The organism is Shewanella sp. DW31 (assembly GCF_015767295.1).
Taxonomy (GTDB): Bacteria; Pseudomonadota; Gammaproteobacteria; order Enterobacterales; family Shewanellaceae; genus Shewanella; species Shewanella oncorhynchi.
Map to the genome: position 1 here is coordinate 37400 of NZ_JADWMP020000007.1, position 25931 is coordinate 63330.

Sequence of the window (25931 nt, forward strand, 5' to 3'; positions counted from 1 at the left end):
CTTGCAAGCGTCCTAGCATCTTCGTTTTAAAGCCCTGCGATAACTGATACAGCTACGGCGGTGTTATAGATAATGCCCGTGATCTGTGTCCAGAGACTTAGGTTATCTTTATATTCCGTATCTAATGGCACAATAATGGTATCACCCGCTTGCAACTGGTCTTCACTAGTAAACCAGCTCGAACGACCAGGCATGAGTACTGAACCATTTGCTTGGATAACGTAAGTGCGGTCTTCATCAGCGCGTTTACGCGCACCACCGGACATAGCTAAATATTGGTCCAAAGTTAAGCCATCTTTGAATCTGTGAGTTGCTGGGTGCTGAACCTCTCCCATCACTGCAATGGTTTGTTTAGTCGATGGAACATAAAGGATATCGGCATCTTCAAGCTGTATATTCGCTTGTTCAATCCCTAATGAAATTGCCGCTAAATCGACAACAAGACGTCCTACCGCTTTTATATTTTCTAAATCAGCCAACATCAATTGCGCATCTGCATAATTGACCATAGTGCCATCCTGCGATACACCTCGTGTGGCTATATCTCGACGCAATTGATCGGCTAACTTTTTAATCTCAATTTGCTCTTGCTTACGAACAGACTCGCGCACAAATACAGCTGATGGCAAATAAGCATATTCAGTAAACCCACCCACACGAGCGATTAAATCGTTAAGTGTTTCACCGCGGCGGATATTGTAGCGCCCAGGGAATTTTACTTCGCCTCGGATTTCAACAACTTTAGATTCTTGCCAATCCGGAGTCGTCATCACTGTTAGCATGTCACGCCCAGTTAAACGGATATTGGCAGTTTCAATTCCTTGCAAAGCTTGTGTTAAATCAAGATTATTATGCTTAATTCTCGAACCATTGATATCGGTTGAGGTAGTGGTTAATTCAGCTCTAGCGGTATAAGCACCTTCTTTTAAACCACCTGCAGCGATCACTAAATCATTCACCCTAGCACCCACAGTCAGTGGATATACTCCGGGCTCTCTTACCTGTCCATCAATAGCAACAATTTGGATACCGGAGCCTGCTCGCCCTTGGCTATTTAATTTAACCATTACTGGGTAGAGTAACTCTTGACGGCCCATCTGATTACTGAGTTTAAGTAGTTCTATATCGTCAAATAAATTAGCCAACATTTTATTGACAACGCCTTTAACAACCTCAGCTTCTTCAGACTCTTTCTTATCTGTTAGTACTACACCAGCAAGATCGGTACGTTGCGATAACTTAGTTTTATCGAGTTGCACAAAGCCCGCTTTAAATAAATCTGAACCTAAAAGATTACTTGTATTTAAAGAAGTGACTTTTTCAACACGCTCTTTTACTAATTTATTTAGCTCATAGCGGTTCTGTATATCATCTGAAAAATTAAACAGAATGATTTTATCTCGCGCATTTAAGCTAAGGTCTTGGCCACTTTCTTTAGCACTAATTGCTTTCCCTGGTGAGAATTGATGCACTTCAATATCACCGTACTGATTCACTTCACGGATCACGATTGCGTAATCGAGATCAGCAGAAGCCGCTAAATCTCCCCACAGAGAAGGCAATACGTCACTCACTTTTTGACCGGCAAACCATTGATATTTACCCGGACGAACAACAGCACCGGCTATAGTGATGGCACTCTCGTATTGCTCCGACGCACTTTTCACGCGAACAATATCACCTGCTTTGGCTGGTGTATTTCGACCTTGCTCAGAAGTTAAGTCTACATTCACTATGCTTTTCAAAGATTTACTATTATAACGCTCTATTGAACTGCTTTTAGGATATGCTCCTGTATTTAACCCTGCGGCCATTGCGATAACGTCAGCCATGCTCTCATTGTGTTTTAGCTCGTAAATGGCTGGGCGTCTTACTTCGCCAGTTACGCTTACAAGGCCGCCGATAGAAGGAATAAACACCACATCACCAGAATGGAGTCTTAAATCCCCCGAGGCATCACCTCGCATTAACAGGTCATAAAGATCTAAAGTACCAACTAGTTTGCCATTACGTTTCAGCTGTACATTACGTAATGAACCGATCTCGTTAACGCCACCAGCAACAAATAATGCCTGAGTGATTGTTGACAGGCTTGAAACCGTATACGAACCGGGTTTATAGGCATCACCGGCTACAAAGATGCGTATCGAGCGCAACTCACCCATAGTGATGTTGGACTCAATACCGATCATTTGCTCACTAATACGCTGGGATAAAGAGTCTCGGAGTTCAGAGAAACTAAGCCCCATGACTGGTATTGGACCTAGCTCAGGGAACTGGATAACCCCCTCACGGTTAATGACGAGGTCATACTCTTTATTTTCTTTACCATAAAGCTGAACTTTAATGTTATCACCTGGACCAACGAGGTACTCTCCCGGAACCGGTACATCTGACACAGGTGCAAATGTGCTAGGTTCACCAGCAAACATCTCATAACCGAAACGACGCAATTTTATTTTGCTGGGATCTTCAGAAAAATCTAACTCAGCTTTAGCCGCTTTTTTATCGGCATCAGACACACGAGGATTGGTGTCTCTTTCCCCTACTACTTCAGGATTTGTAACCTGAGTTTGGGCCGCAGAGCCTGAAAGCATATTAGGATCAATACCGTATTGCTTAGCAAGCCTTGCCTGTTCAGATTTCGGTAATTGCTTGAACTGCTCAATCATTTGTGGAGATGGCGTAACGGCATGAACCTGAGCGCCCATCAATATTGTGGCGCCAAGGCCTACTATGATGAATTTTTTGATTTGTTGTAACACCAGATATCTCCGATTGGATTTAAAATGATAAAAAGCAGAGTTGCTAGAAAAAACAGAGCGTCGCTAGCTCCTTCTAGAGCCTAGGACGCTACGCGGCTAGAGCGCGCTACGCCCTGCTAGAAAAAGCAGAGCATCGCTGCGCGATAGCTAGAGTCTAGCGCTAAGCGACCTAGAGCCACGCAGTGGCGTTCTAGCAGACCGAAGGCCGTCCTTTCTTTGCTTTCAGACACGCTACCGCCCATAGATTGCGGCTTCTATATTGCCCTTCGCGATGCGAAAATTCATATTTTTCATTAACATAAAACAATTTTACAAAAATAGCTAAGCTCTAGACTCATTCAGTTACAGAACGTAACTAAATCTAGTTACGTTAGTAAAACACCTTAACCATAGGATGCAAACACTTAAGATAAGAGCTTATATTCTAACTTTATGATTACCGAATCTTACTTCAAAGATTCACTACCCATAGAACACTTAGTGTTCAAACAGTCGTTTTTAAGGTCACACCTTAACAGGTTACATTTTTAAAAATGTAACAACAAACCTCAAACAAAATCAACCAATTGATTTTTAAGTAAATATTAAACACCCTGTCACTTTGGTAAATATTTTACTAACTTCGAGAATGGCTAATATCTTACAGAATACTCAGCATTACTCCTACAAACAGGTTTGTACTTGTGCACTTAAACACAAATTCGTTCCACACTTTGCTGTGGCACAGTAACCGTCTTTATCTGCCCCATAATGTTAAAAAGAACATGGCAACGTTTGTTTGGGCATTTTTCTTGAAAAATGCCTTCGAGATCAACAAAGGGGCCATCTGTAAAACGAATTTTTTCCCCCATTTTCAGCTCTAATGCTTCGGCTAATACTGTTTGGGAAGGCGTTAGTTCTTTCATGCGAATGGCATGGATAATTCTGTCGTCAATAGGCGTCATTTTCTCTTGACAATTGACGATTCGATTAACGCCACGAGTAGAATGGACCTGCCTGACACTTGTCTGACTTGGGTCAAAATTGATGAATAAATAATTAGGAAAGAGTGGTACACGACAGACTTGTTTGCGCCCGCGCTGAGATTTCTCTTCAGAGACCATAGGCAAATACGTCTCTAAATTTTGAAGTGCTAAGTTCTGTTGTGCTCTCGCTTCACTACGAGGTTTACAATACAAAAGGTACCATGCCTTCATAAGCTAATCTCACTACCCTATAAATAAGTGACGTCCATTCACGGGTCGCAATCATAGCAAAGATGCTCAAGTCGGTGGAAGTAATTTTTCGACTATTCCAGTCTCTCGCTCGGTATGCATACAATGACGCTCACATTAACTAATTCATAATTAAAATCACAACACTATACTGCTGATAATGTCACCACTTAGCTTACCAAAATTGACTTTGGTTGCTTTTAAGGGGTATATAAGGTGGGATTTTAGCGAAAATACTCATTTTACCGCTAAATACATTACTTTTATTATAAGAACGTAACAATAACCCATACGTAACTAGCGGTTAATCAACAATTAATGAATGCTATAGCAGGAATTAATGGTTGATTAAACCTGCAGGCGATATTGGGACGAGCAACAACCATTTTTCTGTGGTGACATCATCCTGTTTCAGGGGCCCACAGGCAATCACGAGCTTAAGGTGGAAGACTTCATGAGCGTAGCAAAACCACAAGGAACGATGCTTGGGCATCCCAAGGGATTGTTCTTGCTGTTTACAACAGAACTTTGGGAACGATTTAGTTATTATGCAATGCGTGCCATTTTGGTGCTTTATCTCGTTGATAGAGTGCAAAGTGATGGTGGACATGGCTTAGGATGGACTCAAGCTGAAGCTTTGTCACTTTACGGCACATTCACAGGTTTGGTTTACTTGACGCCACTTATTGGTGGTTGGTTAGCCGATAACATACTGGGTCAACGCAAAGCCATTTATTTTGGTGGGGCGTTAATGGCCGCAGGTCAATTCTTGCTTGCTGCGCCGCATAGCTGGATCCCTGGTCTAGAAACTACTGTATTTTATATTGGTCTAGGTACCCTCATTCTGGGTAACGGTTTGTTCAAGCCAAACATTTCCACTATGGTGGGCGATCTCTACGAAGAAGGCGATCACCGTCGTGATGGCGCGTTTACGATTTTCTACATGGGCATCAACTTAGGTGCAGCATTATCAGGTTTTATCGTCGCTTGGGCTTACACTAACTTCGGCCATGCTTCTATTATCGATGGTAAAGAAGTGTTTGTTAACAACTGGCAAGCGGGCTTCTTCTGTGCGGGTGTGGGGATGATTTTCTCTTTAATCATCCAATTTTTATTCGCGCAGAAATACTTAGGCGATATAGGAAGAGTGCCAGCCGCTAAACTTGAAAAACAAAAAGCGGAAGAGAAAGGCGAAGTGCGTAAGGAACCACTGACCAAAGTCGAACGTGATCGTATTAAGGTCATCATGGTAATGGGTTTATTCACGATTATTTTCTGGGCGGGCTTTGAACAAGCGGGCGGTTTAATGAACTTGTTCACTAACGAGTTTACCGATCGTATGGTTGGCACCTTTGAAGTACCTACCACTTGGTTCCAATCGTTAAACGCTATCTTCATTGTATTATTTGCCCCTGTAATTGCTTCTATCTGGATCCGTTTAGGCAAGAATGAACCTAACTCTCCGGTGAAATTTGCACTTGGCTTGGTCTTACTCGCTATCGGCTTCCTATTTATGATAGGTGCAGTAATGCAAATGGGTGGCGATGCATCTGTTAAGTCGAGCATGTGGTGGTTAGTGGGCGCTTATTTCTTCCACACTATGGGTGAGCTCTGCTTATCGCCCATAGGCTTATCTATGGTGACTAAGCTAGCACCACTGCGTATTGCCTCTTTGATGATGGGAGCTTGGTTCCTATTCGTTGCAGCAGCTAACAAGATTGGCGGTGTGGTAGGTTCATTCATCGGCCATGGTGGAGAGAAAGAAGAGCAACTGGCTAATGCAATGGCGATCTTCTCTGGTATTGCGATTACAGCTGCTCTGTCTGGCGTGATCCTGTATTTTATGGCTGACAAATTAGTCGATTGGATGCATGGCGCAGAAACCAAGCATCATACTGAAGCCGAAGCCTTAGAAAGTGAAATTGCAGTGACGGCTGAACATGAAGCGATAAAACGTTAATTATCCTGTTCAACTGTTTTAACAGTCAAAACGAAACGCCTTACTCGCAAGAGTAAGGCGTTTTTGTTAAGTCAGCTATTCGGTATACTCAATTTCGCCAAAGCGTCAAAAAAACTAAAGGCTTAACTGTAGAAAACCACCAGCAGGTAGCGTTGCATCATAGACTAAGCCCTTAAACTTGTTATCAAGTAAAGCTTGTTTATGCTCAGGCTCACTTGTCGCAATACACAACTGTTCTTGCGGTAAAATACTTCGGAACTGAATGCTCGGTTTACCCCAGTCTAACACGCCAAGCTGAAGACTCTCAGACAGTGCTAACGGGCTTAATCCCTCGTCATTACGCAGATAACAACGCAGCCCCTTACCCGCCTGTGCAATAGCTGCACGGTACTTAGTTAGCTCAATGGCAACATAAATCATATCGGCTTTGATATCGAGACCGGATTTCACTAAACGCTCGTTCAAATAGCTCATCATGTTAAAAGGCTCAATAATGCTTTGACTCTGACCATTCCTAAAATCTTTAAGCTTTTGATTAACAAAACTTCTCAGCAGAACGCAGGCAAACGCAGCTCGATTATCCTCTGGGTACAAATGGGCCATGTACATAATCAGGTAATCACTACCTACCATAGTTGAATCAATGAAATAACTGCTTATATCGCTATTTTTATAAAGGCTATAGTCAACCTTGGCTGCCGGATAACTAATATTTGAAGCGGGAAAGAGTTGTTGCTGAACTTGTTTTGCCGCAGCAACACTTTGCTCAAGCAATGCTAGATTATCACTTAATTCTTGGTGGGATAGCGCGTCAAAATCTGCGGCTTGAGTATCATCAATGTAAGAACTATGAAGGCTTTGTTTAATGGCTTGTTCAATAATAAATAAATCAGATACTGGCTTAACGAGATAATCACTTGCGCCAATGCGTAATGCTTCTACGACGTCAGCCATGACATTATTACCCGAGATCACGATAGAAGGCACTAAAGGCGCTAACCTTGTCATTTCCTTAAGCATATCGAGCCCTCCGAGCTTAGGCATACTCAAGTCTGCAAGAACAATATCGAAGCGCTGCGATTTAAAAACTGACAATCCTTGTTCACCATCACAGGCTTGTGTAACTTGCGCACCTCTGCTATCGAGAAAGCTTGCAACAATCTGCCTAAACACGGGGTCATCTTCAACTAAAAGAACCGCAACACCATTTAACGCCATAAAGGTTCCCGAATAAAGTTCATCGCATAGCCATTACTCAAGTGAATATGCCAATAACAAAATTTAACAAGGCTAGCATTTGATGACTAAAGACAAATGCTGTCAAGTACGGCCAATAGGGTTACTCAAGCTCCTGCATATACTGATCGAGCAACTCATCATCATCTTGCTTTTGAGGGACATTACCATCATAGACTTTATAGTCCATGTGTTGTAAATATGCATCTTTGACAAAGGCATAGGGATCGAGTGCATTATCAACAAGTCGCTCTTGATCGATTGCTGATGCTCTAGAATGAAGGTTTTTAAGTCCCCATTTAACAATGGATTGCCACATTGTTAACTCAGACAATGGAAAGTATAGACCATCAACCCAATCAGACGCGAGTTCTCGCACAACATAAGGACCCGCAAATGGCGCCATGAAGTAAGGTCCATTAGGCACCCCATAATAACCCAGCACTTCATTAAACTCATCTTGCTTGCGGCTCATACCCATCATTTCAGCGACATCAATGACACCTAATAAGCCGACAGTAGAATTGATTGTAAAGCGTCCACCAGCATTAGCTGCCCAGCCCCACTTACCCTGCAGCACATTGTTTACTAAGCTGCTAGGTTCCTCTAAATTCTGCACAAAGTTATTGATACCTGTTTTAGCAGGCGTAGGAATATAATCGTTATAACCATGGGCTACAGGACGATATAAATATCTATCTAGGTAGAGATAGTTGAAGTCCCACATAGCTCGGTTAAAGCCTTCGAACGGATCGCGGGGATCATCATAGGTAATTTGTACCTTAGCAGGTGTTTCCTGCTGAATGGTATCTGGTAGGGATACTTCAGCCGATTGCACTTTAGGCAACAGCATTAACCCCAAAGAAAATCCCATCCATTTTAACTTCATATCGCTCTCTTAATATAAATGTACAGTTTAGACATCAAATTTTCGCTAAAGTGACAATACAAAAATGACGATATAAAGATAATTCGTCTTAGTGGCATACTATCCAGTATGACAGTTCCTTTGTCACAAGGCGCATAAGCATACTTGGCAAAAAAAATTGGTCAATTGTTAATTTTACTAAACGAATGTATCGCAGGATAAACTATATAAGGTCATTAAATGGAGTCGATTCCACTTGTCAGCAGTCAAAATTCGCAGTTAAACACTGCGATGGCTAACACTGATGCCCTCAATGCTACGCCACGCCCCATTCCGGCTCAGGTGCAAACATCACCTGAGGGAGATAGTATTATTCTAAACGGTACAGAATATAATTTAAAGCTAGTTAATGCTCAACAGCGGCAAATATTGTTGACTGCTAATAGCTTTTTAGTCACACCCAATGCGCAGAACAGCTCAACTCCAACTACAATAGTGCAAAACTCCACTAGCCAACTACTCGCGTTAGCGACACCTCTCGTACTGAAAATTCCTGAAGCAGTGATCAATCTGGCACAACAAAATGGCATCTCTCAGACGCAGCTTTCAGCGCTCGCGGCTCGCACACAGGGCTATTCATTACCCAACGTCACTATAGTTAACAAGGAGTTTCAATTTGCTAATGGTACCGTTGTAGCACAAGATCGTGGACCCCAGCTGAATCAAGGTGAATTCATCGCGAAAATAGCCTTTCAACAAGGGCGCCCTATTTTATTACTCACCCCAATACAGAGCAAACTCGAAATCATAATTGGGGCGCCAGTAAATGAAACTCAGGTTCCCACAAATAAACCATCTTCTGATCTTGTGATCGCGAAAATTGAACCAGCCCAGATCATTGCGTCCTTTCTAAAAAAACTCGAAAATATCAACTTTTTACCTGAGCCCACAAAACAAATTATCACGGCTAAAGTCGATATTATGCAGCTTCAAAATAAAGGTGATGTTCCATCAGCGCCTACTGCGATTGGCTCACAGAATATCTCTAACGCGCAAGTCATAACGCCAACAACTAAAGACTTAGGTCAGATCAGCACCCAAAACTCAGCCCTTGAAAATCGGCTTATGGGTCAATCACCGGCATCACAAATGGGTGAAAACGTAAATAGCAAAAACGGGTTATCTCAAGGCTCAAAAACGTCACAAGAAATCCTAAGTGTGAGTCCTACAGACATAAACAAACTTAATAATATTTTAGGATCCAGTAGCCAAAAGAGTGAACAACAAGGCAATGATGCTAAGACTGACACTTCGGTAAAAGTGGCTGATGTCTTACAAAAAGCGTTCAATAAAGCGGGGGCACTTCCTATTGAGTTATCTCGTTCTAATAGTAGCTCGAATTTAGCATCTGAGTTATTGAAACACCTACCGCATATAGGGCTACCACCACTGAGCCAATTAAATGATATCGATGAGCTCAAAGCCAATATTCTCGGTCTAGCGAGTCTAAATCTTGCTACGCCTCAATCAAATCAAGCCTCAATGCTCATGAATGGGAGTGCAATTACCTCACTTTTTCAGCTGCTACTTGGCTTTAAAGCCAATAACAATTCGAGTTCCGTGAGCAAAAAGCTTGCCGACTACCTTGAACAGTTACAAGCTAGAGTGGGCTTCTCCACTAAACTACTTAGGCAACTGAGCAAAGCAGGAGGCCTTGATAGCATGGGACTATTAGCCTCTAACCTGCATTTATACCAACAGGCAAGTAATGAGAGCGCAGGCAATTTAGTGTGGTTCTTCGCCCTGCCCTATGGCATTAACCAACGACAGGAGCAACTGGAAGGGAAATTTGAGCAAGAAGCCGATCCTGATGACCCAGATAAAAAAATGGGATGGCGTTTACAACTGAAGTTTAATCTAGCACAAGGACCTCTGCTGATTTCAGCCCAAAACCACAATCAACAATTAGATATCCAGTTTAAAGGCAATAGTCAGATACTACTTAATAAGGTTAATAACTTTTTAACGCCCTTAAGCCAAAAACTATCACAACTGGGTTTTACGCCTGGTGAATTATCAACTCAAATAGCGCAAGTACCAGCAACCTTATTACCTGGTGATCATTTCCTCGTAAAGACAAAAGCTTAATGAGTGACAATGTTCCAACACTAATATTGAGTTCATTATACAAAACATTGGGAATAACAATATGAGCGAAGAGAGTGAACCTAAACAAGCTGTCGCACTGAGCTACGATGGCCGTAACGCTCCTAAAATAGTTGCGACTGGTGAAGGGCTTATCGCAGAAGAAATTATTGCCTTAGCTAAGGCTAACGGCGTTTATATCCATCAAGATCCCCATCTGAGCCATTTTTTGCAATTGCTAGAGTTAGGAGAGGAAATTCCCAAGGAGCTTTACCTGCTTATCGCCGAACTGATTGCATTTGTGTATATGCTCGACGGTAAATTTCCTGAGCAATGGAATAATATGCATAAAAAAATTGTTGAGAAAGCATAAAATAAAAAAGCTAATTCAGAAAATTAGCTTTTAGTGTTCAATTGGCTACCGATTACTTACGATGCAGACGGATCAACAGCTCGGCTTCAGCTTTAGGTAATTCGCATTCCTTAATCAACTCGTCAACGCCAGCACCAAGCGCGACCATCTTCATGGCTCGAGTATAAAGTTTTGCCTGTGGATCCTGTTGAGTCGTCTCTTCAATCCGTTCAGACTGTTGCAATATGCGTTTCTCTAATTCAATAACACGACGGCCTACACCGATTGTGCCACTGCGTAATTCTTGCAATTCGCGTTTAAAAGACTCTCGCTGCCGATCGCCCTCTTTAACTAACACAGTCAATGCCTCAACTTTGCTTCTTAATTTACTCAATTGCTTTTGTAAAAAGAGTACTAACCCTAAGCATGCGATGACATAGACTAACGCTGCGATCAAAAATTCATCGCCCATCAAAAATCCTTATACTCACTCAAAGCCATAGATTTGGAGCTGGGTTACAATTGAGTTATCTATTCCAAAGTGCTCACTTAACGTCACCAATATAATTGGCCATTGTTCAAGCTATGATAAAAAGACTTCGTCTACCCATAAATCGTAAATACTCAACATCATCGATTTATTCGCAAATAAACAAAATGGCTGAATGAATTCTAATCATTCAGCCTTATCACACTCATTGATTAGATCTGAGTCAACTCGGCCCATTCTTCGTCGGACAATAATTTGTCGAGATCAACTAAGATAAGTAATTCATTGTCGCGATTGCTCACGCCTTGAATAAACTTAGCACTCTCTTCCGTTCCAACATTAGGCGCATTGTCAATTTCAGAGCGGCGCAAATAAACCACTTCTGCAACACTATCAACTAAGATACCAATGACCTGTTTTTCAGCTTCGATGATCACGATTCGGGTTGAATCATCAACTTCAGCAGACTGTAATCCAAAACGTGAGCGGGTATCAATTACAGTGACGACATTACCACGTAAGTTAATGATCCCTAGTACATAATAGGGGGCACCAGGTACAGGAGCTATTTCAGTATAACGCAGCACTTCCTGCACTTGCATTACGTTGATACCGTAAGTTTCATGGTCCAACTTAAAGGTAACCCATTGTAATACTGCATCATCTTTACTTGCAGCGACTGCTGCTACATTTCTTGTATCTTTCATGTTTACCTCAACCAATTGAGTCCTGACAACCTAAACCCGCATTAAGCATTTCAACTAAGGCTTGTACGTGCAAAATGCCACACATCTGTTCTTTCACTACACCCGCTAACCAAGGGCGTTTACCCGCTTGACTACGCCAGTTGACTTGCGACTTATTAATTTTTACCGCATTGACCAAGGACTCACAAGTCAATCCCCAGTTACTGCCTTCTAATAATACAAGATATTGATAATTTACTGATTGCGCCAGTTTATCTGTGTATTTTTCTGGCATAACCCACGCACAAGTATCAACAATGTTCAATTGCTCCTCCCTATGCGTCTGTACACCAAGAAACCATGCGGGTCGACCAAAGATGTGGTTTATCCGCTCAACTTTTACTATTCCGCCTAAACTCACCAAAGGCACAGCCAATGTCAGCCCTGCTACTTTAAAGAATAGTACCTGAAACTCATCATCGAGCACTTCTTGCAAATCTTTTGTCACACTAGGAGGCGTAATGCCGACTTGTGTTTCGGGCACAACCACTGGCTCAACGATTTCATCAACAAAGGTTTCATTAACAACAGGCTGAGCTTGTGGTACTTCTACCACAACAGGTTGAACATCAATAGGTGGCGCTATCTCTACTGAAGATGGTATAGGTTCTAACCTTGCAGTCTTTAGTACTGGCGCGAGTAATTTCTCTAACGCTTGCTTATTCACTTGAGCTACAACCTGGCTTACCGGAGCAACAAACTCATGTTGTCTCGGCACAGCTTTTGGCTGCAACTGCGCAGTAGGCGTTATGGCCTTCTCTACATTCTGCGGTGCGGCAGTGCGACCATTTTCAGCCAAAATAGCCGCATCGAGCAATGCTGCCTCCGTTTGATTAACGGCAACATTTTGATTTGAGTCTGCTTTTACAATGCTTTGAGGGGAAACAATCTGGTTTGGACTGTCGTCTTCCTGTAGCAATAATGCGAAAAAATCAAAAACAGTTTCATCAACCGATTTTGACATGGCCAAACTCCCCAACTAATAAGAAATCTAATAATCTTTCATAGGCTTTAACGCCGCGGCAACCACTCGCATAATGCGATGCTGGTAAATGTGCCAAACTGGCATCTCTAAACTTAGTGTCTACAGGAATAACGTCTTTCCACAAAGTATCACTGTATTCGGCACCAAGAACTTGCAAAGCCGCAGGTGATGCTTTGGTGCGTTTATCGTACATGGTTGGCACAACTGTGTAACTGTAGCGCGTCTTCTTAGATCGCCCCATTAACTCCATTGTTTTAATCATCCGCTCTAGCCCTTTAATGGCAAGAAACTCCGTCTGCACAGGAATAATGATATGCTGACTTGCCGCAAGCGCATTGACCATTAATACCCCGAGTACGGGTGGGCAATCAACGATAGCAACATCATAATCATCAGCAACCAGTGCTAATAAATTACGTAGTACTAATCCCATTCCCTCTTGATGACCTAAGGCTCTGTCTAAGGTAGCCAATGCCATAGTTGCAGGTAATAAATCTAAACCATCGACTAAGGTTGGCACAACATGGGATAAAACGAGTTCCTTAGAAAGGTTTTTATGGGCAAGAAAAACATCAAACAACGAGCCTGGAACCTCTTCAGAATCAATACCTAAGTAATAACCTAACGAAGCATGTGGATCGGTATCTATCATAAGAACACGCTTACCACGCTTAGCTAAAGTTCCCGCTAAACTCGCTACCGTCGTGGTTTTACCTACGCCACCTTTTTGATTCGCTATGGTCCAGACTTTCAAGAAGTAACCCCTACCTATACTGGTTAATACGCTAATGAACTAGAAAATTGTGAGTTCACAAATTCTAAAAATTACTGCTCTTTTCTGGTCGTGACTCGAATGCCGCCATTGGGCAAACTAATCACTTTGACACCATCGGCATTCTCAGATATCACCACTGGCAGCATCTCTGCATTTTGGGGGGCAATTGTCTGAGAAACAGCTTTAACCTCTTTTTCTGGCGCTTGAAGCTGTTTAGGAATAGAGGATTCCAGATTAGTTTTTTCCTTCGCCGTATCTATTTCAGTATCTGGTTCGCCCAGCAAAGGCGGAATACTATTTTGTACCGGCTCAGGACCAATCGCTACAGCCTTCTGCTCACCAGGAGCCGCCAATTGCAACATTGCTTTAGTCTGATCGGGATGAGACGCTAACCAAGTTGCAATGGCTTCAGCCTGTTCGTCAGGTACCATTAACAGCACCTGAGTCGATTCCAAACGTTTTATATCCGCCTGCAGCAAACTATTCTTACGCTTGTAATCAAGGCTTAAGGCACCAAGAACCAAAATGGCTATGCCCATCAACAAGATGATGAGCACACTATTTGTGCTCATCGGATATTGATTTTTAGACACGAACAGACTCTTTTAAAATACATTCGGCCATGTTGTCTAAGGCTATTGACTGGGTGGCAATCCCTGCACTCGCAACGGCTTGTGGCATACCATAAACCACACAACTGGCTTCATCTTGCGCCCAAATGGTAGCGCCTACAGCTTTCAACATCCGTGCGCCTTCTCTGCCATCCGCCCCCATGCCAGTTAATACAACAGCAAGCACATCACCACTAAAGGCTTTAGAAGCAGAAGCAAAGGTGATATCCACACAGGGCTTATAATTCATATCAGCACTGCCAGCGATAACTTTTAATCGGCCAGTTGTTCCAGTACGTTCAACCATCATTTGCATACCACCTGGCGCTAAATATGCACAACCCGGTTTAAGAAGATCGCCATTAGCGGCCTCTTTCACTTCAATCTTACATAAGCCATTTAAACGACTCGCAAATGCAGGGGTAAAGGCAGCAGGCATATGCTGGATTAATAGAATGGGATGCGGATAGTTTGCCGGAAACTGCGTAAGTATTTTTTGCAGCGCAACCGGACCACCAGTAGATGTACCGATCAGCAATAATTTATACTGCTTACCACTTGCACGAATCGTCGTTGCCGTTGACGTTCTAACAGGAGCTGCGACAGGCGTATGAGCCGATATACTCGTTGAACCTAAAACGCTACCTGTTGGACGCGCACTAGGTGTTGGCGCGACCACAGGACGTGCAATCGGACGAAACATTCTGCGTCGTCCCAATGCCTTAACTCTTTGTTGCAACAATAAAATGGCATCATCTTTGTTGGTCGCAATATCTTCAAAACGTTTAGGTAGAAAATCTAATGCACCAGCATCTAAAGCGTCTAACGTTGCTTTAGCGCCATCATGGGTTAAAGAAGAAAACATCAAGATCGGAGTCGGACACTTAGCCATGATTTCACGAACAGCAGTAATACCATCCATGACAGGCATCTCAATATCCATAGTGATAACTTGGGGATTAAGCTCAGCAGCCAACTTCACCGCTTCGGCCCCATTTGAGGCCGTCGCGATAACTTCCAGTTCAGGATCTTGATTGACTATTTCACTAACACGTCGTCTGAAAAAACTTGAGTCATCAACGACTAATACTTTAATGGCCATTCCATTCCTTAGCTTGGAAACTAACTCTTACTTTTCGCATAATGCTTTAGCAATCCAGGAACATCTAAGATCAGTGCAATACCACCATCCGATGTAATTGTCGCACCAGCCATCCCAGGTGTGCCATGTAACATAGCGCCAAGAGGTTTAATAACGACCTCTTCTTGTCCTATTAAGGCATCCACTACAAAACCAATTTGCATCATGCCTAATTGCACGATAACCACATGACCATGCTTTTTATCGCCATGTTTAAAGGTCGTTTTGTTTCTATGTAGCCAGTGTTCCAAATAGAACAAAGGTACGGCCTTATTACGCACTATGACAGTCAATTGCCCATCAACAATATTGGTTTTTGTGAGATCGAGATGGAAAATCTCATTCACGCTAGATAGAGGTAATGCAAACACTTGTTTAGCGACATCGACCATTAAGGTAGGCATAATCGCCAGTGTTAACGGTACTTTAATCTCAAGTATCGTTCCCTTACCTTTCATGGAATCAATATGTACAGTGCCATTCAGCTGGGTGATACGAGTTTTTACCACGTCCATCCCAACACCACGGCCTGAAATATCTGAAATCTCAACTTTAGTTGAAAAACCTGGTGCAAAAATCAAATTATAGGCTTCGCTGTCTGTCATCCGCGAAGCAGAATCTTCATCGAGCACACCACGGTTTATGGCAATTTTTTTGAGTTTTTCAGGATCCATGCCTGCGCCATCGTCTTCGATTTTCAGCAGTATATGGTCGCCTTCCTGACTTGCAGATAAGGTAATCGTTCCCGTTCTTGGCTTACCACTAGCTTCACGCTCGTTTGGCATCTCGATACCATGGTCCACAGAGTTACGCACTAAGTGGACGAGCGGATCGGCAAGCGCTTCAACGAGGTTTTTATCTAAGTCAGTTTCTTCACCGACCATGATCAAATCAATTTCTTTGTTTAGTGTACGAGCAAGATCACGTACCACCCGAGGGAAACGACCAAACACTTTCTTGATCGGTTGCATACGGGTTTTCATCACAGCGCCTTGCAAATCGGCAGTAACGAGATCTAAGTTCGCGAGAGCTTTCGACATCTCCTCATCATCACGGCTGATGCCTAAGCTCACCAATCGATTACGCACTAACACTAACTCACCCACCATATTCATGATCTGGTCGAGTCGTGCAGTATCTACACGTACTGTTGTTTCACCCTGAGGCACATTCGCAGAGCTAGCCTTAGCAGGTGCTTTATCGACAACCGCAATTTCCACCTTAGGTTTTGCAGCAACGACTGGGGCAGGAGCTGGTACTGCGGCTTTTACTGGCGCAGGAGCATGTGGTGCAGCAGTAGGTGCTACAGTCGAAACAGGGGGCGTAGGCGCTTTTACTTCAGCTTTCGCAGGTGCTCCGCCTTTCCCATGGAGTTCATCGAGTAATCGCTCAAACTCATCATCGGTAATTTCATCAGCATCTACAATCGGTTGAGGCGCAGGTGTTGCCACAACCTTAGGCTTAACAGGCACTTCAGCCTCAGCTTTAAATTTACCTGAACCATGAAGTTCATCCAGTAACGCCTCGAACTCATCATCAGTGATGTCATCACCTGATGTTGAAGGTGTTTTAATTGGTGCAGCAGGCTTGACAGCAACAGGCTCAGATACAAATGTGGTAGCAGCGACCGCAGGTCCCTTTCCTGAACCATGAAGCGCATCCAATAAAGCTTCAAATTCAGCATCATTGATATCATCGATACTTGAAGACGTATTTTCAATGGAAGATGAGTTATCACTTATGTCAGCAGGGATTTCTTGAAGGGTAGGAGTATCAATAATGACTTCAACAACAGGTTCTGGCTCTACAACCTTGACAGAAGCGACTTCAGATGGCAAAGGCGCACCTGAACTGAGCATTTTAAGTCTCGCTAACAAACCTGAATCGGCGGGATCTTGTTGTTCGCCCTGCTGGGTTTGCGCAAACATGGTATTAATTGCATCAACAGCCTGCAAAATAATATCCATCAACTCTGCGTTAACGCTACGCTTGCCTGTCCGCAATAAATCGAAGGTATTCTCAGCCTCATGACAAACATCAACCATGGGAGTTAAGCTAAGAAAGCCAGCACCACCTTTAACGGTATGAAAACCTCGGAAAATGGCGTTCAGCAAGTTAGTATCATCAGGATTATTTTCAAGCGCAACGAGTTGCTCTTGCAGAAGCTCTAAAATTTCACCGGCTTCGATTAAAAAGTCCTGGAGTATCTCTTCATCTACATCAAAGGCCATCAAATTGACTCCCAGTTAGAAACCCAGACTCGATAGAAGATCATCCACTTCGTCTTGACCCGTTACCACATCTTGACGAAGCTCGGCATTCATTATCGGGCCTTCTGCTTCAATATTATTTTTCTGAGCAATCTGACTTTCAATCATAGGTTGCTCACCAAATACCGTCAGCATAGAAACCAGATTACTTTCTACTTCCATTACTAGATCAATAACACGACGTATTATTTGTCCTGTTAAGTCTTGAAAATCTTGCGCCATCAAAATTTGATTAAGCAATTCACGTAATCGAGTCGAGTCATTTGCACTACGAGACATAAGGTCTTGTACATCGTGACAAAGGCCCTTAAATTCAGTCAGCGCTATCTCACGTCGCATTAATCTGTCCCAAGATGGCATGACATTTTGAATATTTACAGTCACGGCATTAGCCAAAGGTAAACATTCTTCAACCGCATCCATGGTTTTATTTGCAGCTTGTTCGGTCATGTCAATAACGTAATTTAAACGTTGCTTGGCATCGGGGATCTCTGTATTGGCTAATTCAGCAAGACGATTATCAACTTGAAAATCCATCAGCGCACTATGAAGTTGCCGAGTTAATTTACCTACTTCTTCGAATAATTCTCGTTGCAGTGGAGCAGCAAGCTCCCGAAATAAATCATCTGCCTGACTTTGCTCACCTGCACTTAATAATTCTACTAAATGCTGAGCTTGCTCGAGCGTGATGAGCCCTGATGTTTGTGACTTCATAGCTCATCCTTGCTCAAGCGAGTCGTTCGAATATTTTATCTAACTTCTCTTTCAGCGTTGCAGCGGTAAAAGGCTTAACCACATAACCATTCACTCCCGCTTGAGCGGCAGCAATAATCTGTTCACGTTTTGCTTCAGCAGTTACCATTAATACGGGTAAATGCTTTAGCGAATCATCAGCGCGAATTGCTTTTAACAGATCGATTCCTTGCATACCAGGCATATTCCAATCTGTAACAACAAAATCAAAATCCCCCTTTTGCAACATCGGCAGGGCTGTTGAGCCATCGTCTGCTTCTTGGGTGTTATTAAACCCCAAGTCTCGCAACAAGTTCTTGATGATACGCCTCATTGTCGAAAAATCGTCAACAATGAGAATCTTCATATTCTTGTCCAAGGTTTCCTCCGGTGAGCTGACATTCTGTGCTCGATTAATAATTATACTTATGTCCAGTGCTTGAGTTTAGCTTTCAATCGCAACATTGCCTGACTTAATATCTGGCTAACCCGCGATTCACTGACTTCAAGAATGGCGCCAATCTCTTTTAAATTCAATGCTTCATCGTAGTACAGGGATAACACTAATGCATCTCTTTCAGGCAATAATTTAATTGCCTCAACCAGAGCAGAATGAAATTGGTTCTCAGCTAATGCTTCAAATGAATCATCATCGGACCGATCACTCACTGTAAGTATATCCTGAGATACGCCTAAATCTTCTATCCCTATGATTTTTCCGACAGAAACATCGTTAAGAATATGATGGTACTCATCGAGCGTCATATCAAGTTTTTCTGCAATTTCTGTGTCGCGTGCATCACGGCCCAGTTCTTGCTCTAACTCATCAATAGCGTGTGCAACCTTACGATTGTTACGATGAACGGAACGAGGGACCCAGTCGCCACGACGAATTTCATCTAACATGGCTCCACGTATGCGTATGCCGGCGAAGGTTTCAAATTTCGCACCCTTGCCACCATCAAACTTGGATGATGCTTCTAGTAACCCCATCATCCCAGCTTGGAGTAAATCATCTAACTGCACAGATGCAGGTAGTCTGGCGAGTAAATGATGCGCAATTCTTTTAACCAACGGAGCATACTGTTCAACGATCGACGATTTATTGTCTAAACAAGTATACGCAGCGGCTTTATTCACTCGTTTTTTCCTCTTGAAAATCTGGTCGTTGTACTAAACGCTCAACGAAAAACTCCAAATGCCCACCAGGTTGCTGCGGCACAGGCCAACTCAAAATTTTATTTGCCAATCCTTGATACGCAATTGCCGCTGGTGATTTAGGATAAGCTTCAACCACCAATTTTTGTTTACGAACAGATTTACGTAAGTTTTCGTCAAATGGAATCGTAGCGACTAATTCAAGTGCAACATCTAAAAATCTGTCGGTCACTTTACTGAGTTTAGCAAATAATTCCATACCTTCGCGTAAACTACGCACCATATTGGCAACTATTTTAAAACGGAACACGCCATGCTCACGGCTGAGAATTTTAATCAGGGCGTAGGCATCGGTAATCGAAGTGGGTTCATCACAAACAACGACTAGCACATCCTGCGAAGCACGTGAGAAACTGAGCACCATATCTGAGATCCCAGCCGCTGTATCTACGACTAGAATATCAAACTGAGTCCGCATCTCGCTAAATGCTCGGATTAATCCAGCATGTTGTGCAGGGCTTAATTCCACCATCCCCTGTGTTCCTGAGGTGGCTGGTACTATGCCAATCCCCTTAGGACCACGCACGATAATATCGTCAAGCTCTGCATCACCAGAGAGAACATGAGAGAGGTTACGCTCGGCACGAATACCCAGCATGACGTCGACGTTTGCTAAGCCAAGGTCAGCGTCAAGTACCAAGACACGCTTGCCTTTTTCGGCTAATGCCACAGCAGTATTAATAGAAACGCTGGTTTTACCCACGCCTCCTTTGCCACCAGTGACCGCGATTACTTTCACTTTTTCGTTATAGGGTTGATTCATCATACGTAAACCACTTGCTTGATCCAGGGTCATAAATCTACTCAAATGCACAGGCCATATTATCTGACCACGCTGTGTCTTGTAATGATTGTTGTTCTGTACTATCTAACGCTGCGAGTGCCTGCTGGGCTAAATCTAGGGTATCCGCAACTTTCATATCTTCAGGAACTCTTTGTCCATCAGTAATATAACTTAATGGTAATCCGTTTTGGATCAACACACTTAATGCCCCTGCTAACGACACAGATTCATCGAGTTTTGTGAGAACGACACCAGATAGGGGAATGCGTTTAAAATGATTGACTGCATCTTGCAGCACACGGCGCTGCCCTGTCGCAGACAGTACCAGATAACTGCGGATAGGTATCCTGCTATTTGCAGTTAAATTATCAAGTTGCTGGTAAAGGCGCATATCTCGCTGTCCCATGCCAGCCGTATCTATCAATACTAGCTTGCGATTCCTAAACTGATAGAGAATTTGCTCTAATTCATTTAGATCATGAGCTTGCTTTACTGGGCAGCCCATTATTTTGCCATAAGTTGCTAATTGCTCATAGGCTCCGATGCGATAATGATCTGTGGTAATTAAAGCAACATGTTCAGCACCATGATGTGCCGCAAAACGGGCAGCAAGTTTAGCTAATGACGTTGTTTTACCAACGCCAGTAGGACCAACTAATGCAACCACCCCGCCCTGTTTCACAATGTCATCACCCTGATTGTCAAGCATATTAGCGAGACTTTGTGGTAATGCTCTGACTAATTCAGCCGGCGTATAATGCTGACTCAGCGCGGCTAATTTATTTGCAACCGCAGGGGAGAATTCAGCCTCAAGTAATTTGGCTTCGAGCATAGCACCGACGGGATCGATGCGTTTTTTATGTTCCGTCATCAAGGAGGATACTTGATGTGTCAGTAAATTACGCAGTGATGCTAATTCATCACGCATAGCTTCAATATCAGCACTTTGTTTTAGTGATGTTTGTGGCTTTTTATCAAACGAGGAAGGCGCTTCACGACGTTCTGGTTTAACAGCAGTAGGGGCTTGTAAGCCCTTAGCCCATGCAGGTAACTCGGCATCAACTTGTTGATGTGACATTTGTTGATTCAAACGGCTTTGCTGCTTCTCAAGTAAGGCTTGTAATGAGTCTGCAGGAGCGGCTGGCTTAGCGCGAGTTTCTACACGAACTGGCTGCTTAGCACCGAGGGACACGAGATCGTCGCTCACGTCCATAAAGGTCGGTGCTGGCGCAGTGGCTGCAGTTTTCGATTTAGGTTCGTCATAGTCAACGGCAGCGACAATTTCGATGCCACCGTTCACTTTTTTATTTGACATAATGACGGCATCTGAGCCGAGTGTTTCTTTCACTTGGGCCAGTGCGGCGCGCATGTCTTTGGCAAAAAATCGTTTAATCTTCACTTATGCGTCCTCTACTGGCCGACTGCAGATACGATACGTATTTGCTTCTCATCAGGTATTTCTTGATATGAAATGACTCTGAGATTAGGAATAGTATGTTTAACAAAGCGTGACAGCGTCGCGCGTAACATACCTGACGTCAACAATATGGCGGGTTGTCCGACCATTTCTTGCTTTTGAGCCGCATCGGCAAGGGACTGCTGCATGCGTTCTGCAAGACCGGGTTCAATATTAGGACCATCGCCACCGGTTGCTTGCATTGACTGATGCAACATCTGTTCCAACTCTGGCGCCAAAGTAATGACGGGGATTTCGAGCTCTGGGCCTGAGATTTCCTGAACTATCATACGTTTCAAAGCGATACGTACAGCGGCAGTCAAGACTTCAGTGTCATTGCTCTTAGTGCCATATTCTAACAAAGTTTGCACTATAGTACGCAAGTCTCTAACTGAAACCCCTTCATTTAATAGGTTCTGCATCACTTTTACGACATGTCCTAGTGGCATGATATCTGGAATAAAGCCATCAACCAGCTTAGGTGAGTGTTTCGCAAGCATATCCATCAGTTGTTGCACTTCTTCGTAGCCTAACAACTTAGCGGCATTATTTGTGAGTAATTGACTAATATGAGTTGCAACAACAGTGGCGGCATCGACGACGGTATAACCTAATGTTTGTGCGTGCTCACGTAACTCAGGAGCGATCCATACCGCTTCTAGGCCAAAAGCGGGATCGCGCGTTTCGATACCATCGAGTTTGCCATAGACTTGACCAGGGTTGATCGCCAATTCGCAATCATGACGAATATCTGCCTCTCCGACGACGACGCCCATTAATGAAATGCGATACGCATTAGGTGATAAATCTAAGTTATCGCGAATATGCACCGCGGGCACTAAGAAGCCTAGTTCCTGAGACAACTTTTTACGCACGCCTTTAATGCGGCTTAGTAACTCGCCACCTTGGCCCTTGTCTACCAGAGGGATCAAACGATATCCGACCTCAAGACCAATAGTATCAACATGATGTACATCGTCCCAACCCAGCTCTTTAGGCTCTTTATCTTGTCTTTCTATAGGACCTGATTTCACTTGTTCTAGCGCTTTAAGACGTTTGTTTTCATTTCGTTTATAAACAAAATAAGCTGCACCAGCTGTCATAAAGGCAAAGCTTAAAAACGCCATGTGTGGCATACCAGGAACAATACCCATTACAAACAGGACTCCGGCGGCGATACCCAATGACTTATGACTGTCAAACATCTGACTCATCATCATTTGGCCCATATCACCCGACTCGTTTTGACGAGTCACCATCAAGGCCGCGGCGATTGACAATAATAGACCAGGGATCTGCGCCACTAAACCATCACCGATAGTCAGTAAGGTATAAATTTCAACCGCTTCAGAGAAACTTAAGCCATGCTGCACAATCCCTATGATGAAACCACCTACGATGTTGATCACTAAGATCATGATACCGGCAATCGCATCCCCTTTAACGAATTTGGACGCACCGTCCATCGCACCATAGAAATCGGCTTCACGGGTCACTTCGGCACGGCGTATTCTCGCTTGGTCTTGATTTAAGGTCCCAGCATTTAAGTCAGCATCGATTGCCATTTGCTTACCAGGCATAGCATCCAAGGTAAAGCGGGCGCTAACTTCTGCGATACGACCTGCACCTTTAGTAACTACCGCAAAGTTGATGATAATCAAAATGATAAAGACCACTAGACCAACGGCATAGTTACCACCGATCACCACAGAACCGAAGGCTTCAATCACCTTACCCGCTGCATCACCGCCATTATGACCCTCAAGTAAAACCACACGAGTAGAGGCAACGTTGAGCGCAAGACGTAATAACGTCGCCACCAGTAACACAGTTGGGAAGGCAGCAAAATCTAAGGGTCTATCAGTATAAATAGCCACCAGTAATACGATGAGAGCTAACGCAATGTTGAATGAAAAGAGTATGTCTAATAGAAATGGAGGGATAGGTAAAACAATCATGGCCAATGCAGCAAGCACAACCACCGGCGTGCCAATGCCTTTAAAAGTGCTGAGCCTAATTTGTTTTACTTGACCAAGAGTCGCTTTAACATCCATTCGCTATAACCTAAACTTTGACGTGTAATAGCATAAAGCAAAAAACGCGCCAACAAGATTAAAGCCATTAATGAAGGAAAAATATGCACTGTGACTGATTGATATACATAAAATTAACCATAAAAAACAAATGAACTCGACATCATCAGCTTTACCAATGACTACCATCTGAGACTAGTGGTTCAATATTTCAATTCATCTGGTATAGGTTGATTGAGTGGGACAGGAATAGGTTTACGACCGCGTCCTTTTTGATATTGGCGCAGCTGGAATACATAAGCCAAAATCTGTGCGACAGCAGTAAACAAACCTTCAGGGATCTGCTGGTCTAACTTAGTCGTATGATAAATAGCCCTTGCAAGTGGTGGGGCCGAGACAATCGCAATATTGTGCGCGCGGGCAATCTCACGTATTTTAAAAGCCACATCATCAACACCTTTCGCTATCACAAAGGGAGCCGCAGAGCGCTGCACATCGTATTTAATCGCAACAGCAAAATGCTCAGGGTTAACGACAATCACATCGGCATTTGGCACTTCAGCCATCATACGCCTTTGTGCTAGTTCACGTTGCATCTGCCGTATATGCCCTTTCACCTCAGGTTTACCCTCAGTGTCTTTATATTCATCTTTTACTTCTTGTTTGGTCATCTTAAGTTGCTTGTTGTGATTCCAAATTTGGAACGGCACATCGATGACGACAATAAACAAAATCGAGGAACATAACAGGATAAACATCCAAACCAACAAATCTAATGCATGGTAAACATTACCTGGAAGATGGTCGCTAGACAGCAACATGATGTCATTGAAATAGAAGCTTAATAAAAAATAAGCAGAAAACGCTACTACCGAAAATTTTGCAATGCCTTTGGTGAGTTCAACCAGAGCCTGTACGCCAAACATGCGTTTAAAACCAGCAAGGGGACTCATTTTACTGGCTTTTGGCATCATAGCTTGGGTCGAAAAATTGATCCCTCCAAGAGAGACGTTACCGATAAACGCAACAACCACAATCAGTAGCATAATTTTAGCCATGGGCCAGGCTATTTCACTCGCAACAACGCCCCACACTTTGAACATTTCATTCGTATCAAAAATTTGCGCCCTATCCATGGTAAATACAATTTCAAACACCCGAGTTAGGCTAATGGCCAAACTTGGGCCTAGCATATAAAACCCACATGCCGCCGAAATTAATACCGCTGCAGTTCCAAGTTCTTTCGAACGTGCAATCTGTCCTTTTTCCCGCGCCTGTTCTAGACGCCTCCCCGTGGGTTCCTCTGTACGTTCGCCACTTGATTCTTCAGCCATGGGCTTCTCCTAATCCCATCATATCAAGCCATCAGCGTTACATTGGAGCGCTAACATATCGCAAAGCAGCACTTGAGCCGTCGACCATACTTCATCGAAGTGTGCCATTACCGGTGTTAGGGTTAACCACAGAATAAACAGTCCACCAATCATAGTGATCGGAAAACCAATAGAGAAAATATTCAATTGCGGTGCGGCGCGGGTCATGACCCCGAAGGACAAGTTGACTAATAACAAGGCGATAATCGCAGATATCGACATAGTGAGTGCCGCACCAAACATATACGACCCCCAATCCGCCAGCGATCGATAACTTGTCAGTGTTAAGCCTTGATTAGAAATCGGCAAAGTTTCAAAGCTTGCCACTAGCATACGGATCATCAAAAGATGGCCGTCCACAGCTAAGAAAATCAATGTCGCCAATAAAAGAAAAAAGTTACCAATAACGGGTGTTTGTTGGCCAGAACCAGGGTCAACCATAGAGGCAAAGCCTAAACTGGTCTGCATACCAATGATCTGTCCAGTGAGCACAAAGACTTGCATCACCATTTGAGTCACAAACCCCATGGCAACACCGATAATAATTTGCTGCGCCGTGATGAATACTGCGCTTAACGAAAATAAATCCACATTTTGAGTTGGAGGAAGAACGGGTGCTATCGCAAAGGTAATTGCCATCGCCAATAATAAACGCACTCGAGTTGGTGTCGTTGCCGCCCCAAATACCACCATGACCATCAACATGCTCGCCACGCGAAACAATGGCCAAATATAAGCGGCAATGGTTTGCATTAAGGTATCGAGCAGCAGCTCCAT

General features: G+C 43.4%; 22 protein-coding genes. 3 read left to right on the plus strand and 19 right to left on the minus strand.

Annotated features, from left to right (window positions below):
- Positions 1–26: 26 nt before the first annotated feature.
- Positions 27–2765, minus strand: a complete 2739-nt coding sequence (locus tag GWI56_RS07840; RefSeq protein WP_198572614.1) for an SLBB domain-containing protein — start codon at positions 2763–2765, stop codon at positions 27–29.
- 689 nt (positions 2766–3454) lie between these two features.
- A complete protein-coding gene (rfaH, locus tag GWI56_RS07845; protein WP_198572615.1) occupies positions 3455–3961 on the minus strand; it encodes a transcription/translation regulatory transformer protein RfaH in 507 nt (168 codons plus the stop codon).
- Between the two features lie 472 nt (positions 3962–4433).
- Here rfaH and GWI56_RS07850 point away from each other — a divergent pair, with 472 nt between their 5' ends.
- Entirely contained in the window at positions 4434–5939 is a 1506-nt protein-coding gene (locus tag GWI56_RS07850) for a peptide MFS transporter (RefSeq protein ID WP_113939478.1), read from the plus strand.
- A gap of 114 nt (positions 5940–6053) precedes the next feature.
- On the opposite strand, the gene GWI56_RS07855 is transcribed toward GWI56_RS07850, so the two are convergent.
- Together GWI56_RS07855 and GWI56_RS07860 are read right to left on the minus strand one after the other, a co-directional pair.
- Positions 6054–7157, minus strand: coding sequence for a response regulator (locus GWI56_RS07855; protein ID WP_198572616.1), 1104 nt, complete (start codon positions 7155–7157; stop codon positions 6054–6056).
- A 121-nt stretch (positions 7158–7278) separates the two neighbouring features.
- On the minus strand, positions 7279–8064 hold the full coding sequence (locus GWI56_RS07860) for a VacJ family lipoprotein (protein ID WP_198572617.1): 786 nt from the start codon (positions 8062–8064) through the stop codon (positions 7279–7281).
- 219 nt (positions 8065–8283) lie between these two features.
- Here GWI56_RS07860 and GWI56_RS07865 point away from each other — a divergent pair, with 219 nt between their 5' ends.
- Complete coding sequence (locus tag GWI56_RS07865; RefSeq protein WP_198572618.1) at positions 8284–10191, plus strand: hypothetical protein; 1908 nt, start codon at positions 8284–8286, stop codon at positions 10189–10191.
- Positions 10192–10252: 61 nt separating this feature from the next.
- Positions 10253–10561, plus strand: a complete 309-nt coding sequence (locus GWI56_RS07870; protein WP_028761167.1) for an EscU/YscU/HrcU family type III secretion system export apparatus switch protein — start codon at positions 10253–10255, stop codon at positions 10559–10561.
- 52 nt (positions 10562–10613) lie between these two features.
- Here GWI56_RS07870 and GWI56_RS07875 read toward each other — a convergent pair whose 3' ends face one another.
- The 15 genes from GWI56_RS07875 to fliR all read right to left on the minus strand — a co-directional run bounded on the left by GWI56_RS07875 (position 10614) and on the right by fliR (position 25931).
- Complete coding sequence (locus GWI56_RS07875; protein ID WP_028761168.1) at positions 10614–11012, minus strand: DUF2802 domain-containing protein; 399 nt, start codon at positions 11010–11012, stop codon at positions 10614–10616.
- 230 nt (positions 11013–11242) lie between these two features.
- Entirely contained in the window at positions 11243–11737 is a 495-nt protein-coding gene (locus GWI56_RS07880; protein ID WP_006082380.1) for a chemotaxis protein CheW, read from the minus strand.
- A gap of 7 nt (positions 11738–11744) precedes the next feature.
- Positions 11745–12740 (minus strand): chemotaxis protein CheW, encoded by a 996-nt coding sequence (locus GWI56_RS07885; RefSeq protein WP_198572619.1) that lies wholly within the window; start codon positions 12738–12740, stop codon positions 11745–11747.
- Entirely contained in the window at positions 12724–13515 is a 792-nt protein-coding gene (locus GWI56_RS07890; protein ID WP_028761170.1) for a ParA family protein, read from the minus strand. Before GWI56_RS07890 ends, GWI56_RS07885 begins: the two co-directional genes overlap by 17 nt.
- 71 nt (positions 13516–13586) lie before the next feature.
- A complete protein-coding gene (locus GWI56_RS07895; RefSeq protein ID WP_198572674.1) occupies positions 13587–14108 on the minus strand; it encodes a membrane anchored protein in chemotaxis locus in 522 nt (173 codons plus the stop codon).
- A gap of 13 nt (positions 14109–14121) precedes the next feature.
- Positions 14122–15249, minus strand: a complete 1128-nt coding sequence (locus GWI56_RS07900) for a chemotaxis response regulator protein-glutamate methylesterase (RefSeq protein WP_198572620.1) — start codon at positions 15247–15249, stop codon at positions 14122–14124.
- 20 nt (positions 15250–15269) lie between these two features.
- Positions 15270–17519, minus strand: coding sequence for a chemotaxis protein CheA (locus tag GWI56_RS07905; protein ID WP_198572621.1), 2250 nt, complete (start codon positions 17517–17519; stop codon positions 15270–15272).
- Positions 17520–17534: 15 nt separating this feature from the next.
- On the minus strand, positions 17535–18272 hold the full coding sequence (locus tag GWI56_RS07910; protein WP_028761174.1) for a protein phosphatase CheZ: 738 nt from the start codon (positions 18270–18272) through the stop codon (positions 17535–17537).
- Between the two features lie 13 nt (positions 18273–18285).
- A complete protein-coding gene (gene cheY / locus GWI56_RS07915) occupies positions 18286–18669 on the minus strand; it encodes a chemotaxis response regulator CheY (protein WP_007649667.1) in 384 nt (127 codons plus the stop codon).
- A gap of 47 nt (positions 18670–18716) precedes the next feature.
- Positions 18717–19430, minus strand: a complete 714-nt coding sequence (locus tag GWI56_RS07920) for an RNA polymerase sigma factor FliA (RefSeq protein ID WP_028761175.1) — start codon at positions 19428–19430, stop codon at positions 18717–18719.
- Entirely contained in the window at positions 19423–20304 is an 882-nt protein-coding gene (locus tag GWI56_RS07925) for a MinD/ParA family protein (RefSeq protein ID WP_006082389.1), read from the minus strand. The genes GWI56_RS07920 and GWI56_RS07925 overlap by 8 nt, the downstream gene beginning before the upstream one ends.
- Before the next feature lie 4 nt (positions 20305–20308).
- Positions 20309–21691, minus strand: a complete 1383-nt coding sequence (gene flhF, locus GWI56_RS07930) for a flagellar biosynthesis protein FlhF (protein ID WP_198572622.1) — start codon at positions 21689–21691, stop codon at positions 20309–20311.
- Positions 21692–21702: 11 nt separating this feature from the next.
- A complete protein-coding gene (flhA, locus tag GWI56_RS07935; protein ID WP_028761177.1) occupies positions 21703–23802 on the minus strand; it encodes a flagellar biosynthesis protein FlhA in 2100 nt (699 codons plus the stop codon).
- Between the two features lie 182 nt (positions 23803–23984).
- Entirely contained in the window at positions 23985–25115 is a 1131-nt protein-coding gene (gene flhB / locus GWI56_RS07940) for a flagellar biosynthesis protein FlhB (RefSeq protein ID WP_198572623.1), read from the minus strand.
- Positions 25116–25133: 18 nt separating this feature from the next.
- Positions 25134–25931, minus strand: a complete 798-nt coding sequence (gene fliR, locus GWI56_RS07945) for a flagellar biosynthetic protein FliR (RefSeq protein WP_028761179.1) — start codon at positions 25929–25931, stop codon at positions 25134–25136.

What these genes read in the sequence shown, in the direction of transcription:
- rfaH (WP_198572615.1), bottom strand. Translation starts at nt 3,961, where the DNA reads ATGAAGGCATGGTACCTTTTGTATTGTAAACCTCGTAGTGAAGCGAGA.
- GWI56_RS07850 (WP_113939478.1), top strand. Translation starts at nt 4,434, where the DNA reads ATGAGCGTAGCAAAACCACAAGGAACGATGCTTGGGCATCCCAAGGGA.
- GWI56_RS07855 (WP_198572616.1), bottom strand. Translation starts at nt 7,157, where the DNA reads ATGGCGTTAAATGGTGTTGCGGTTCTTTTAGTTGAAGATGACCCCGTG.
- GWI56_RS07860 (WP_198572617.1), bottom strand. Translation starts at nt 8,064, where the DNA reads ATGAAGTTAAAATGGATGGGATTTTCTTTGGGGTTAATGCTGTTGCCT.
- GWI56_RS07865 (WP_198572618.1), top strand. Translation starts at nt 8,284, where the DNA reads ATGGAGTCGATTCCACTTGTCAGCAGTCAAAATTCGCAGTTAAACACT.
- GWI56_RS07870 (WP_028761167.1), top strand. Translation starts at nt 10,253, where the DNA reads ATGAGCGAAGAGAGTGAACCTAAACAAGCTGTCGCACTGAGCTACGAT.
- GWI56_RS07875 (WP_028761168.1), bottom strand. Translation starts at nt 11,012, where the DNA reads ATGGGCGATGAATTTTTGATCGCAGCGTTAGTCTATGTCATCGCATGC.
- GWI56_RS07880 (WP_006082380.1), bottom strand. Translation starts at nt 11,737, where the DNA reads ATGAAAGATACAAGAAATGTAGCAGCAGTCGCTGCAAGTAAAGATGAT.
- GWI56_RS07885 (WP_198572619.1), bottom strand. Translation starts at nt 12,740, where the DNA reads ATGTCAAAATCGGTTGATGAAACTGTTTTTGATTTTTTCGCATTATTG.
- GWI56_RS07895 (WP_198572674.1), bottom strand. Translation starts at nt 14,108, where the DNA reads ATGAGCACAAATAGTGTGCTCATCATCTTGTTGATGGGCATAGCCATT.
- GWI56_RS07900 (WP_198572620.1), bottom strand. Translation starts at nt 15,249, where the DNA reads ATGGCCATTAAAGTATTAGTCGTTGATGACTCAAGTTTTTTCAGACGA.
- GWI56_RS07905 (WP_198572621.1), bottom strand. Translation starts at nt 17,519, where the DNA reads ATGGCCTTTGATGTAGATGAAGAGATACTCCAGGACTTTTTAATCGAA.
- GWI56_RS07910 (WP_028761174.1), bottom strand. Translation starts at nt 18,272, where the DNA reads ATGAAGTCACAAACATCAGGGCTCATCACGCTCGAGCAAGCTCAGCAT.
- GWI56_RS07925 (WP_006082389.1), bottom strand. Translation starts at nt 20,304, where the DNA reads ATGACCCTGGATCAAGCAAGTGGTTTACGTATGATGAATCAACCCTAT.
- flhA (WP_028761177.1), bottom strand. Translation starts at nt 23,802, where the DNA reads ATGGATGTTAAAGCGACTCTTGGTCAAGTAAAACAAATTAGGCTCAGC.
- flhB (WP_198572623.1), bottom strand. Translation starts at nt 25,115, where the DNA reads ATGGCTGAAGAATCAAGTGGCGAACGTACAGAGGAACCCACGGGGAGG.
- fliR (WP_028761179.1), bottom strand. Translation starts at nt 25,931, where the DNA reads ATGGAGCTGCTGCTCGATACCTTAATGCAAACCATTGCCGCTTATATT.